The sequence below is a fragment of the Planomonospora parontospora genome, from assembly GCA_014647935.1.
Classification (GTDB): domain Bacteria; phylum Actinomycetota; class Actinomycetes; order Streptosporangiales; family Streptosporangiaceae; genus Planomonospora; species Planomonospora parontospora.
The window spans coordinates 81467-93941 of record BMQD01000001.1; the positions used below are offsets into that span (position 1 = coordinate 81467).

Here is a 12475-nt window from a genome sequence, read left to right on the forward strand (position 1 = left end):
CGGATAAGGACGATCTTGGTGGGAATCGTGGTCGGTGCCCGGAACCGGCCGGTCAGCCGTCCGCCTGCGCCCGGGAGCGCCACAGCAGCCAGACGAAGTACGGCGTGCCGAGCAGCGCGGTGACGAGCCCGGCGGGCACCTGGGCCGGGGCGATGACGGTGCGCCCGAGCGTGTCGGCCAGGCTCACCAGCAGGGCGCCGAGGAGCACGGCCACCGGGAGGACGCGGGCGTGGCCCGCGCCGACCAGGGCGCGGGCGGCGTGCGGGGCGATCAGGCCGACGAAGCCGACCACGCCCACGGCGGAGACCGCGGTGGCGGTCAGCAGCACCGAGCCGCCCAGGGCGGCCAGCCGTACCGGTTCCAGGGGGACGCCGAGGACGCGGGGGCTGTCCTCGTCCAGGGAGAGCAGGTCCAGGTCGCGGCGGAGCCAGACGATCAGCGGGAGCACCAGGGCCAGGGCCAGCGCGACCGGGATGAGCTGGGCGGGGACGCGGCCGTAGGTGGAACCGGACAGCCAGGTCAGCGCCATGGCGGTGTTCCAGGGGTCCGCCTTGACGATGATCAGCACGGTGACGGCGGTGCAGGCCGCCTGCACGCCGACGCCGATCAGCACCAGCCGGTCGGAGCTCAGCCCGCCGCGCCACGACAGCAGGTACACCGCGGCGGAGGCGGCCAGCGCCCCGGCGATGGCCGCCGCGAACATCGGCCAGATCCCGGCGAGCGGTGCGAGGGCCAGCAGCGAGACGGCGCCCACGCCCGCACCGGCGGTGACGCCGAGCATGCCCGGCTCGGCCAGCGGGTTGCGGCACACCGCCTGGACGGCCGTGCCCGCGGCGGCCAGCGCGGCGCCGGCGAGTACCGCGGCGAGCACCCGCGGATAGCGCTGGTCGAGCACGAAGGTGAGGCCGCGGCCGGTCCGGCCGTTCAGCCAGTTGACCAGGTCGCCGCCCAGGATCCAGGTGTCGCCGCCGAGCATGCCGAGGAAGACCGCTCCGGCGAGCAGGACCGCGCAGGCCGTCACCACGGTCAGGAAGGCGGCGCGCGAGCGGGCCGCGACCCGCACGATCGGCGGCTGGCGGGTCGGCCCGGCGTCCCGGTAGCGGCGGGCCAGCCACACCATCACCGCGGCGCCGAACAGCGAGGTGACCACGCCGGGCGGCACGTCCACGCCCGCCTGCCCGCCGAAGACGGCGCGCAGCCCGATGTCGGAGCCGAGGACGACGAGCACGCCGACGAGGCCCGCCAGCGGAACCGTCGTCCGGTGGCGGTGCACGCCCGGGAGCAGCCTGACGATCACCGGCGCGCACAGGCCCACGAACCCGATGGGGCCCGCGACGGTGACCGCGGCGGCGGCCAGCAGGACGGCCAGGAGCGTGAGCACCAGGCGCAGCCGCCCGACGTTGACGCCGAGCACCGTGGCGGTGTCGTCGCCCAGGGAGAGGATGTCGAGCCTCGGCCCGGCCAGCACGGCGGCGGCCATGGCCAGCAGGATCAGCGGGCCCAGCTGCGTGACGGCCTCGAGGTCGCTCTGCACGAGCGAGCCGCTGCCCCAGGCGAACAGCCCGTTGGTCTCCTCCTCGAAGAGGATCAGCAGCAGGTTGGTGAGCGAGTGGAGCGCCAGCGCGGTCGCCGAGCCCGCCAGGATCAGCCTGGTCGTGCCGGTCCGGCCGCCCGCGGCGAGCGCCATCACCAGGGCGGCCGCGGCCAGGCCGCCCAGCAGCGCGAGCAGGCCCGACATGAACAGCGGCAGCGTCAGGCCGAAGGCCGCCGCCGCGGCGACCGCGAAGTAGGCGCCGGCGCTGACCGCCAGCGTGTCGGGCGAGGCCATGGGGTTGCGGGAGACGGCCTGCAGCAGCGCGCCCGCCACGCCCAGGGCGACGCCGACGGTGATCCCGGCCAGCAGCCGGGGCAGCCGGGAGGCCAGCAGGATCCGGGCGGCCTCGCCGTCGGTGTCGCCGAACGGCAGCCGGATCAGGTCGAGCGCGCCGATCGACGACGTGCCCTGCGTCACGTGGACCGCGGCGGCCACGACGACCGCCGCCAGCGTCAGGAGGAGCACGCCGGCGCTCCCCAGCCGCCGCAGCGGGGTGGGGGGCGCCGGCGGGGCCTGGAGGGTGGTGCTCAACCGGTGTAGGCCTTCACGAGGGCCTCGGCGTACTGCTTGGAGGACAGCGGCCCGCCGAAGGTCCAGATGCCGTCGGGGAGCTTGACGACCTGCTTCTTCTCGACGAACGGCAGCTTCTTCCAGATGGCGTTCGAGGCCAGCCCGTCGGCGAAGACGTCGGTGCCGTCGGAGGCGTTGTAGAAGAAGCGGGTGTCGGGGTCCTTCAGCGCGGTCAGGCCCTCGACGTCGGTGGCGCCCAGGCCCCACACCGGGTCCACCTCGCCCGTCCAGGCGTTGACCAGGCCGAGCTCGGTGGCGACGTCGGAGACCAGCGCGCCCTTGCCGAACATGCGGATGGAGATCTTGCTGCCGTCCTTCCAGCCGTCGGCCATGGCGAACGGCTTGCCGGCGGCGCCCGCGGCGGCGAGCTTGCTCTTGCCGTCGGCCAGTGCGGCGTCGAAGTCGGCGAGGAGCTTGTCCGCCTCGGCGGTCTTGCCCAGCGCGGTGGCGATCAGCTTGAGGTCGCTCCGCATCCGGCCCAGGTTGTCGGTCGCGTCGCTGCCCTTGAAGGTGATGACGGGGACGAACTTCTCCAGCTGCGGCACCAGTGCGGAGTCGCGCTCGGCCTCCATGACGACCAGGTCGGGCTGGAGGGCGGCGATGGAGTCGACGCTCGGCTCCTGGCGGGTGCCGACGTCCTTGACCGAGGGGTCGAGCTTGGCCGCGGTCACCCAGGTGGCGTAGCCCTTGGTGTCGGCCACCCCGACCGGCATGACGCCGAGGCCGACCACCATCTCGGCCTCGCCCCACTCCAGGGCGACCACCTTGGTGGCGGGGCGGTCGAGGGTGACCTGCTTGCCGCGGCTGTCGGTCACCGTGACGGGGGCGGCGGAGGCGGGGGCCGTGCCGCCGGAGGCGGCCGGTTCGGGAGCGGCGGTCTCGGTGGTGCCGCAGGCGGCGAGCACGGCGGCGGCGGCCACGGCCACGAGGGCGGTGCGCAGGGGGTTCATGGTGTTCCTGTCAGGTTGTGGCGGGGACGCTTCTGGTGTGCCGGCCGATCGGCCGGGTGGACACCGTCCCCGTCCTCGGGTCGTGCGTGACCTCGATGCGGATGCCGTACACCTCGGTGAGCAGGTCCTCGGTGAGGACCTCGGCGGGCGGCCCGTCGGCCCGGACGCGGCCTCCGTGCAGCAGGACGACGTGGTCGGCCAGCTCGGCGGCCTGGTTCAGGTCGTGCAGGACGACGCCGACGGCCACGTCGTGGCCGTCGGCCAGGTCGCGCACCAGATCCAGCAGCTCGATCTGGTAGCGCAGGTCCAGGAAGGTGGTGGGCTCGTCCAGGAGCAGGACGCCGGTGTCCTGCGCCAGGCAGGTGGCCAGCCACACGCGCTGCAGCTCGCCGCCGGACAGCTCGTCCGCCGCGCGGTCGGCCATCGCGGTGACGCCGGTGAGCTCCATCGCCCTGGCGACCGCGGCGTCCCCCTCGGGGTCGCCCGCCCGCCACCGGCCCCGGTAGGGGTGCCTGCCGTACCCGATGACGTCCCGGACCCGCACGCCGGAGGGCGTGGGGCGGCTCTGCGCCAGCAGCGTGACCCGCTTGGCGAACTCCCGGGCCGACATGTCCAGCGCGGACACGTCGTCGGCCAGCGTCACCGTGCCCGCCTCCGGCCGGTGCAGCCGGGCCAGCGCCCGCAGCAGGGTGGACTTGCCGCTGCCGTTGGGGCCCACCAGGGCCGTCACGAGTCCGCGCCGCAGGGTGATGCGGCCGTTCTCGACGACGGTGGCGCCGTGGTAGCCCAGACGCAGGTCGGCTCCGCGCAGCGAGATCTTCTCGGTCACGGAGATTAGGTTAGGCTTACCTAGATAAATGTCAACTTTCAACTATTCGATCATGATTTGCCGGTCCGGCGCCGACCACCGACCCGCCGACCATGGGAAGGCCTCCTTTACACTTTTCCGGTGACCGAAACCCTGCCGCCGTGTCCCGAATGCTCCAGCGAGTACACCTATGAGATGGGCTCGCTCCTGGTCTGCCCGGAATGCGCGCACGAGTGGGACCCCGCGGCCGTGTCCGAGGGCACGACCGGTGACGGTGCGATCAGGGACGCGGTCGGCAACGTGCTGGCCGACGGGGACACGGTCACGGTGGTCAAGAGCCTCAAGGTCAAGGGCAGCGCCACCGGGATCAGGGCCGGCACCAAGGTGCGCAACATCCGCCTGGTGAACGGCGTGGACGGCCATGACATCGACTGCAGGATCGACGGCATCGGCGCCATGCAGCTCAAGTCCAGCGTGGTGAAGAAGGCCTGAGCCGGAGTGCTCCCGGTGACGGGAGGCACCCCGTCCCTCAGCGGTCCTCCTCGGCGTGTGCGGGGAAGGCGCCACCGGACACGGGCGGACCGGACTGTACGGAACCGTCGCCGGACGCCAGCAGGTCGCGCAGGGTCCTGGCGTGCGCGAGGATGCGGCTGGAGCCCTTGCGCGCCGCGAAGGCGGACAGGGCGGGGATCTCGCCCCGCGTCCGCGACCAGGGCGCGAGGCGGGCCGCCAGAGCGACCAGGTCGGTGTGGGCGTTGGTGGGGCGGCTGCCCTGGGCCGGCAGGAGCGAGGGCAGCGCCGTGTGGAGCACCGTCCACATGTGGTGGGCGGCCCCGTTCGCCGCCTCGCGTTCCACCCCGCTCACCAGGAGGCGCAGCGTGATCTCACCTCGGAGCACCCGCGCGGCGAGTTCCGCGCCGAGTTCCCCTGCGGGCAGCCCGTCGGAGGCGGCCAGGCTCCGGAGGGCACGGAGCGCGAGTCCGATGCCGTCGGGGAGGAGCGGCCCGGGGATGATCCGGTGCGCGAGCAGGACCGCGACGGCCTGTCCGGCGGGCCCCTCCGCGGCGGCGAGGTCGACCAGACGCAGCGAGTCCATCGCCGCGCTCCAGGCCGGCACCGGCTGGTGCGGCACGAGATGGGCGGCGACCACCTCCCGGTGGGAGGGCAGGACGGCGGCCCACCACTCCATGAGCCCGCCGAGGTGCCCGCCGGCCACCGGGTTGACGTGCCGGGGCTGATCGGCGAGCAGTTCGTCGATCAGCGGCAGGCCGGTGGGTTCGGCCCGCACGGTGGAGGTCATCCAGATCCGCGACCCGAGGCCGTCGTCCTCTCCGGACCGGGCCACCCGCACGACGGGATCGGGCAGTCCGCCGTCGGCCATCCAGCGGGCGGCCCGGCGGCCCTCCTCCGAGCCGAGCGCCGCGGCGCGGGCGGCCACCGCGGGGTCGATCCGCCGGGGCAGCCTGAGCAGCGCCTGCTGGAAGTCGGCGGGCAGCGGTACGGCGCCCGCCGCCTCCAGGGTCTCCAGCCTGGCCACCAGCTCGGCAGGGTCGAGCAGGCCGTTGGACAGGCTGGGTGTGGCGAGCAGCAACGGTGGCAGCGTCCCGGCTCTCAGCGCGGTGAGGACCTCCGCGTGGCGGAGCAGGACGAAACGGTGCAGCGGCGAGACGCGGCGACGCTCGGGCAGCCGATCGGCTGTCCCGGCCGGCACCGGCGGGAGCCCGTGCCCACGCCGGATCCGGTTGCGTTCCGCGGTGAAGGAGTTCTCGTAGGTGCGCCCGGGTCGCGCCAGCTCGGCGGCGAGAGCGGTCATCCAGTCGCCGGGATCCCGCCACTCGTCCGAGAGCAGCCGCTTCTCCCGGCTCTCGGGGATCGGGGCCAGCCGCGCGCGCAGCGACTCCCGGTCCCGTGCGGCGAGCCGGACGAAGGCGGCCAGGCTGCGTTCGGCCGCCTGCCAGTCTCTGCGCGGGTACAGGTCGGCGAGGTGCTCAGGGGTGTCCGGAGGCTCGGCCAGCGGAACCGGGCGGACCGGGGCGGGCAGCGTTCGCGGGACGAACGCCTCCTCCTCGGGAGCGGGTTCGGGACCGGCCTCGGGCTCCTCGACGCGCTCACCGCCGACCGCCGCGACCAGCCGGTTGCGCAGGCCGGGCGGGAGCGGTTCCAGCGCGTCGCGGATGACCTCGGCACCGAGCGGGGTGAAACGTCCGGCGTGCCGTACGGCGAGGCGGACGGCACGTTCCTGTACGGCCCGCGTCGGGTGGCCGAGAGCCATGACCAGCGCCGGAGCCAGCTCGTCGGCCCGGCCGGGCGCCTGCCGTACGGTCTCCTCCCACCAACTCAGCCCGGTGCGGACCAGACCGCCCTCGGGGCGGAAGAGCAGTCCTTCCAGCGCCTCCACCACGTCCACCGGGTCGAGGCCGGTCAGCCTCCGCAGATGCCTCAGGGCCGGTTCGGCCACGGGTCCGGGCGCGGCGGGCAGGAGCCGCAGGTAGTCGACGGCGTGCGGTTCGATCTCGGCGGGAGCGGGGGCGAGCAACTCGTGGAGGCGGGCGAAGAACCGCAGGTCGGGGCCTTCGCCGCCGCGCAGGAAGCGGCGCCGGCAGCCGTCGAGCAGAAGCGCGCGGTCCACCCGGCCCTCGGCCGCGAGCGCGTGGAGGGCGCCGAGCCAGGAGGTCGTGTCGGCCGGGTCCGGCCGCTCGCTCCGCAGCGCCCGGCCGACCCCCTCCGCTTCGAAGACGCGCGGCAGGAGGCGGTCGAGGAGCGGATCGGCCCGCAGTTCGCCGAGCCCGGCCTGCAGGGAGACCCAGCCGACCACGAGAGGATCGTGCTCGGGCGGGGCCGTGCCGGTACGGCGGAGCAGAGCGAGCGCCAGCGGCAGGTTCCCGTTACGGGAACGGCCCCACCGGCGGCCGCCGCGGACCCGGAGCGCGAGTCGCACGGCCAGGTCGGCCTGCCAGGGGACGGGCCGTGCGGTGATCACCTTGAGCAGCGGGTCGATCGCGCCGGTCGCCGGGTCTCCGGCCAGATCCCAGTCGCCGAGGTCCCTGCGATTGATCCAGGTCGCCACGGCCGCCGCGCCGCCGATCACACCCGCGCCCGCGACCCGCATCGCCCCGGTCCAGTTCCCGCCCCCGGGCCTGACCCTCCAGTCGTCGTGCCAGGTCGAGGCCCACGCATGCCGGTACTCCTCCTCGGAGGAGTACCGGCCGGCGGCGTGCAGCCGGTCCACCTCGGCCTGCCGGGCCCGGCGTTCCCGGTCGCGCCGGGCCTCGTGGTCCGCCGTCGCCCGCCACGCCCGATCCCGCGCCACCGCGATGTATCCGGGCAGTTCGCGTGCCGCCTCGCGCCGCCCGGCGTCGTCGAGCGCGGCCACCGCCGTGGCGATCCCGGGCACGTCACCGGTGTCGATGAGCTCTCGTACCCGGTCCCAGCCGGTCGGCTGGACGTCCTTCGGTCGCATGGCGCGGTTCTCCACGGTCAGAGGCTGAAGACGGATGGAGCCGTGATCCTCGCAGGAGCGGCCGACATTTACGGTTCGCCGCATCCCGGGATCTCCTTCCACCGCTCGCCATGACCGGTTCCGGCCGGCTCGCTAGGGCGGGGGAGGACCGCCCGTGAAGCGATCGCCCGCCGCCTCGATGCGGCGGATCTCGGCGCGGAAGAAGCGGGCGAGCTCGGCACAGGCGGCGGGGTCGACCGGGCCGCCCTCACGGGCGGGCAGGTCCGGGTAGGGGCTGCCGATGACGAAGATGTTCTCGTCGTTGTAGTTGTTGGCGGGCGCGGTGTAGTTGAAGGATCCGGCGACGACGACGGCCTCGTCGATGACCATGAGCTTGTGGTGGAGTTTGCCGAAGGCGGGGTCGCGCCTCGGGAAGTACAGCTCGATGCGGGCGCGGTCCAGGTCGTGGGTGGCCGCCCAGCTCTGCGCGCCCTGGCCGGGGTCCATCACGCCGGTGACGGTACGGCCGGCCGCCGCCAGGGCGATCATGGCGTCGTCGATGCCGGACGAGCCGGAGAAGGTGAAGATGGCGAAGTCGACGCGCGCGGTGGCCTTGAGCATCTGCTTCATGATCTCCAGCTCGGGCGCGTGGTCGGGGGCGAACAGCACCTTCACCGGCACGCCGCCGAGGCTGTAGGCGACGGGGACCTTGCCGTGGGCGCCCCGGCCGAACCGCCCCTCGCGCAGCTGGTCGAACTCGGCGGTGTACACCCGGCAGATCCGCGGGTCGTGGAAGACCACGACGTGGTTGAGGTTGCGGTGGCAGTCGGTGCGGGTGAAGTTCGCCGATCCCGACAGGATCGCCGACGTGGGCAGGGCGCGTTCGCGGTGGTCGCGGATGGCGAACTTCTGGTGGAAGATCGCCGGGTTGTAGTCCGCCTTCACGTCGACGTTGCAGCGCAGCAGCGCGGCCAGGATCCTCCGGTTCGGCTCCAGGCTGCGCGCCCCGTCCTCCTCGCCCCACTGGACCCGGCGGCGGGCCGCGGCCTCGTCCTCGCCGGGCCGTACGGTGACGGCCGGCGGCTTCGCGGAGACCAGGTAGTCCTGCTCCAGCACCATGCGGACGTCCACCCCGCGGAAGCGGGCGTCCAGGACGGCCTGGGCGATGGGCTCGGAGTCGAGCTCCTGCACGGCGATGTCCAGGGAGCGCCGGGCGCCGCCGATGAAATCGATGATCACCTGTTCGAGGTCGTCGGCCGCGCCCAGCTCGACCGGGCCGACGAAGGCTTCGATGGCGCCGCCGGCGAACGTCGTCATACTGCGAGCGTTTCACCATTAAAACCGACATACAAGATTAATCGCCTGGATCAGGCGAGGACCTCCGGGACGCCGGGGGTGAGCCAGTGCAGGCGGTCGGCGAGTCCCTCGGCCGCGAAGGCCGCGGTGACCTGGGCGGGGCCCTCGGTGAAGTGCTCCCAGGAGGCGTAGTGGATCGGGCAGACCCTGCGGGCCCCTAGCGAGCGGGTGAGCGCCGCGCCCTGCGCGCCGTCCATGCAGATCAGCTCGCCGCCGCCGAAGTTCTGGATGCGCGGGGCCCCCAGGTGCAGCAGCGCGGTGCCGACGGCGAACCGGCGGCCGATCTCGTCGAGCTCGTCGACGTAGACGGTGTCGCCGGAGATGTAGAGCGCCTCGTCCTCGCCGGGCTCCTCGACGACGAAGCCGGTGACGTCCCCGAAGGGGCCGTGCACGCCGGAGGTGCCGGTGACCCGCAGGGTCCTGCCGCCGGCGGTCAGCTCGCGGGTCTCCCAGGGCTCCAGTCCGGCGGCCCCGCCGCCGAGACGGCCGGCGCCGCTGACGGTGGTCAGCACCGGGCGCCCGTCGAGCAGCGTGCGGCCGACCGTGTCCAGGTTGTCGTAGTGCTCGTCGTGGCTGAGCAGGACGGCGTCCACCGGCGGCAGGTCGCGGGCCGCGATCGCCGGACCCTTGGTGCTGCGCAGGACGACGGGGCCGTAGTCGAACTCCGCCGGGGCGGGGTCGAAGACCGGGTCGGTGAGCAGGCGCAGCCCGCCGATCTCCAGCAGGACGGTCGCGGTGCCGATGTGCGTGACGGTGATCTTCATACGGGGTTCTCTCTCTTCGGTGGGCGCGCCTCGCCGGGGCGGGCGGGAGGCGCGGGGACGGGTCAGGCGGGGGCGGCGGTGCGGAACCTGCTCCGGTACTCGCCCGGAGTGATGCCCAGCCGGTCGCGGAAGACCCGGTGCAGGGTCTCCACCGAGCGGAACCCGCAGGCGCGGGCGATGTCGGACGGCAGGCGGGAGGTGCGCTCCAGCAGCCGGCGGGCGGCCTCCAGCCGCATGCCCTCGACGAACGCGCCCGGCGTGCTGCCGGTCTCGGCGCGGAAGACCCGGGCGAAGTTCCGCTCGCTCATCGCCATCCGCGCGGCCAGCGCGGGCACCGACAGGTCGGCGTCCAGGTGCTCGCCGATCCACAGCCGCAGGCCGCGGATGTCCTGCCTGCCGCCGGGGCGCTGCGCCAGGGGCACGCTGAACTGGCTCTGGCCGCCCGGCCGCTGCAGGTACATGACCATGGCGCGGGCCACCTCGAGCGCGAGCTCGTCGCCGTGGTCCTCGGCGACCAGCGCCAGGGCGAGGTCCATCGAGGAGGTGACGCCCGCGCTGGTCCACATCCGCCCCGAGCGGACGAAGATCGGATCAGGCTCGACCCGGATCCCGGGGTGGTCGGCGGCGAGCCGCCCGGCCGTCGCCCAGTGCGTGGTGGCGCGGTGCCCGTCCAGCAGGCCCGCGGCCGCGGTGACGTGCGCGCCCGCGCAGACCGACGCGACCCGGCCCGCCCGCGGGCCGGCCTCCCGCAGCCACGTCACCACGCCCGCGTCGACCTGCGGGACCGGCCCTTCCGGGCCGAGCAGCATCCGGCCCGGCACCAGCAGCGTGTCGATCGTCCCGCGCTGCTCGGAGAACAGCTCCTCCACGCAGAGCCGCACGCCGGAGAAGGTCGGCACGGGGCCGCGGCGCTCGCCGGCCAGCCGTACCTCGTAACCGGCGCGCCCGCCCAGGAACCGGTCGGCCATCGCGAAGACCTCGGCCGGACCGGTCACGTCCAGCGTGTCGACTCCGGGGAACATCGCGACCACGACCAGGTGGGGGACGGCGGAGGAAGGGCTCATGCCGTCAACTATCGGGGGACCGGCGGCCGTCCGCAATGACAGGTAATTGCAGGATCCCGCCATGATCGGCGGTTCGGGCGCCGCGCTCGTCCGGGATCCGACGGGCGGCAGGAGGTCCTCCGGCCCCGTTCATGAAAGTTTCACGGGCCATTGACGTTGGGAAAACGCTTTCCTACGGTGGGCTCTGTCCTTCACACGGACACGTGCACTCACGTGAGCGGCGCGTACTCGCTGGGGGGAATCCGCCATGCAGGCCGTCCCGGCCTGTCGGACCAGCAAGGAGTTCGGCTGTGAGAAGCAGATTCGACACCAAGGCCGCGGCCGTCGCCGTCATCGGCGCGCTCGCGGTCTCCGGCTGGGCGGCCGGCACCTCCGCCGCCGCCACCGCCCCGGCACCCGGCGCCTACACCCTCGTCAACGACGCCGGCGGTCTGTGCCTGACCGTCCCCGGAGCCAGTGGCTCCGACGGCGTCCAGCTCACCCACACCGGCTGCGGCGCCGCCAGCCAGACCTGGCAGCTGACCACCGCCGGCGGCGGCTTCCAGCTCAAGGCCGCCCACAGCGGCAAGTGCGCCGGCGTCAAGGACGCCTCCACCTCCGCCGGCAAGGCCGTCCAGCAGGAGGGCTGCACCGGCGCCGCCTCCCAGACCTGGAATCTCACCGCCTCCGGCTCCGCCTACCGGGTGGTCAACGCGGGCAGCGGCAAGTGCCTCAACACCAAGGACAACTCCACCGCCTCCGGCGCCCCCGTCCAGCAGAACTCCTGCGACTCGGCCGCCACCAAGCAGTGGCGCCTCGTCCCGGCGGGCGGCACCCCCACCGCCACCCCGACGGTCACCCCCACCGTGACCCCCACCGCCACCCCGACGGCGACTCCGACGGCGACTCCGACGGCGACTCCGACCAGCCCCGGGGGCAACGCGGGCGGCCTGGTCGGCTTCGCCACCCTGAGCAAGTACGGTCGGAACGGCACGAACGGCGGCGCGGGCGGCCAGACGGTGACCGTGACCACCTACGCGCAGCTGGCGGCCGCCGTCGCCGACGACACGCCCCGGATCGTCCGGGTGTCGGGCACGATCACCGGCACCGGCGCCAAGATGCTGGACGTCGGGTCGAACAAGACCGTCATCGGCGTCGGGTCGAACGCGACGATCAACGGCTTCGGCCTCGACGTCAACGGCTGGGGCCCCGAGGAGGTCGCCTGGGGCGGCGACCTCTGCGACCCCGCCGAGAAGGACAGGTTCACGCGCATCCAGAACGTGATCATCCGGAACCTGACCTTCCGGAACTCCGCCGACGACTCGGTCAACGTGCAGTGCTACTCGCACCACGTGTGGGTCGACCACAACACCTTCCACACGTCCGCCGACGGCTCGGTGGACGTCAAGCGCGGCTCCGACCTGGTGACCGTCTCCTACAACCGGTTCATCGGCACGGACAAGTCGATGCTGCTGGGCCACAGCGACAACAACGGCGCGCAGGACACGGGATACCTGAACGTCACCTACCACCACAACTGGTTCGACGGGTCGAACACCCGCCACCCGCGGGTGCGGTTCGGCTACGCCCACGTGTTCGCCAACTACGTGGAGGTCGACGACTACTTCCTCGGCCTGGGCGTCGGCGGCAGGATCTACGCCGAGAGCAACCACGTGAAGAGCGCCAAGACGATCACGCAGGACTTCGGCGACACGAAGCTCACCTGGACGGGCAGCAACTTCTACGACCCGGCCACGATCGGCCGGGCGCAGGACAGCGGCAAGACCGTCGACGACTGGCTGCGCGCCGACGGAAGCGTCGCGGCGCCGCCGTACGCCTACTCGGCCGGGACCGCCTCCGCCACCCCGCCCGCCGCGGGCGCGGGCGTCGCCGGCGCGGACTCGCTGCCGTAGCACCCCGCGGAAGCCGAGGAGCCCGGCCCCGTCGCGGG

At 73.6% G+C, this 12475-nt stretch carries 9 protein-coding genes; 2 read left to right on the plus strand and 7 right to left on the minus strand.

Annotated features, from left to right (window positions below):
• Window positions 1-52: 52 nt before the first annotated feature.
• From IEZ07_RS00370 to IEZ07_RS00380, 3 genes are read right to left on the minus strand one after another with little or no spacing between them, the layout of a single operon-like run.
• Window positions 53-2125 (minus strand): iron ABC transporter permease, encoded by a 2073-nt coding sequence (locus IEZ07_RS00370; RefSeq protein WP_191892953.1) that lies wholly within the window; start codon window positions 2123-2125, stop codon window positions 53-55.
• On the minus strand, window positions 2122-3114 hold the full coding sequence (locus IEZ07_RS00375) for an ABC transporter substrate-binding protein (protein ID WP_191892954.1): 993 nt from the start codon (window positions 3112-3114) through the stop codon (window positions 2122-2124). The genes IEZ07_RS00370 and IEZ07_RS00375 overlap by 4 nt, the downstream gene beginning before the upstream one ends.
• Before the next feature lie 10 nt (window positions 3115-3124).
• Window positions 3125-3943 (minus strand): ABC transporter ATP-binding protein, encoded by an 819-nt coding sequence (locus tag IEZ07_RS00380; protein ID WP_084008251.1) that lies wholly within the window; start codon window positions 3941-3943, stop codon window positions 3125-3127.
• Between the two features lie 120 nt (window positions 3944-4063).
• On the opposite strand from IEZ07_RS00380, the gene IEZ07_RS00385 reads away from it, so the two are divergent.
• On the plus strand, window positions 4064-4414 hold the full coding sequence (locus IEZ07_RS00385) for a zinc ribbon domain-containing protein YjdM (RefSeq protein WP_191892955.1): 351 nt from the start codon (window positions 4064-4066) through the stop codon (window positions 4412-4414).
• 37 nt (window positions 4415-4451) lie between these two features.
• Here the strand turns inward: IEZ07_RS00385 and IEZ07_RS00390 are convergent, their stop codons facing one another.
• The 4 genes from IEZ07_RS00390 to IEZ07_RS00405 form a co-directional block, all read right to left on the minus strand.
• Window positions 4452-7382 carry a DUF7824 domain-containing protein gene (locus IEZ07_RS00390; RefSeq protein ID WP_191892956.1) on the minus strand — a complete coding sequence of 977 codons (2931 nt, stop codon included), beginning with the start codon at window positions 7380-7382 and terminating at the stop codon, window positions 4452-4454.
• A gap of 132 nt (window positions 7383-7514) precedes the next feature.
• On the minus strand, window positions 7515-8678 hold the full coding sequence (locus IEZ07_RS00395) for a phospholipase D-like domain-containing protein (protein ID WP_191892957.1): 1164 nt from the start codon (window positions 8676-8678) through the stop codon (window positions 7515-7517).
• Window positions 8679-8728: 50 nt separating this feature from the next.
• The gene (locus IEZ07_RS00400) at window positions 8729-9481 is read right to left on the minus strand and encodes an MBL fold metallo-hydrolase (protein ID WP_191892958.1); all 753 of its coding nucleotides are present in this window, start codon (window positions 9479-9481) and stop codon (window positions 8729-8731) included.
• A 62-nt stretch (window positions 9482-9543) separates the two neighbouring features.
• Complete coding sequence (locus IEZ07_RS00405) at window positions 9544-10545, minus strand: GlxA family transcriptional regulator (RefSeq protein WP_191892959.1); 1002 nt, start codon at window positions 10543-10545, stop codon at window positions 9544-9546.
• 290 nt (window positions 10546-10835) lie between these two features.
• Between IEZ07_RS00405 and IEZ07_RS00410 the strand changes: the two genes are divergently transcribed.
• Window positions 10836-12437, plus strand: coding sequence for an RICIN domain-containing protein (locus IEZ07_RS00410; protein ID WP_239319221.1), 1602 nt, complete (start codon window positions 10836-10838; stop codon window positions 12435-12437).
• The last annotated feature ends 38 nt before the right edge of the window (window positions 12438-12475 follow it).

Coding starts and splice junctions, on each gene's coding strand:
- IEZ07_RS00375 (WP_191892954.1), bottom strand. CDS start 3,114: ATGAACCCCCTGCGCACCGCCCTCGTGGCCGTGGCCGCCGCCGCCGTG.
- IEZ07_RS00390 (WP_191892956.1), bottom strand. CDS start 7,382: ATGCGACCGAAGGACGTCCAGCCGACCGGCTGGGACCGGGTACGAGAG.
- IEZ07_RS00395 (WP_191892957.1), bottom strand. CDS start 8,678: ATGACGACGTTCGCCGGCGGCGCCATCGAAGCCTTCGTCGGCCCGGTC.
- IEZ07_RS00400 (WP_191892958.1), bottom strand. CDS start 9,481: ATGAAGATCACCGTCACGCACATCGGCACCGCGACCGTCCTGCTGGAG.
- IEZ07_RS00405 (WP_191892959.1), bottom strand. CDS start 10,545: ATGAGCCCTTCCTCCGCCGTCCCCCACCTGGTCGTGGTCGCGATGTTC.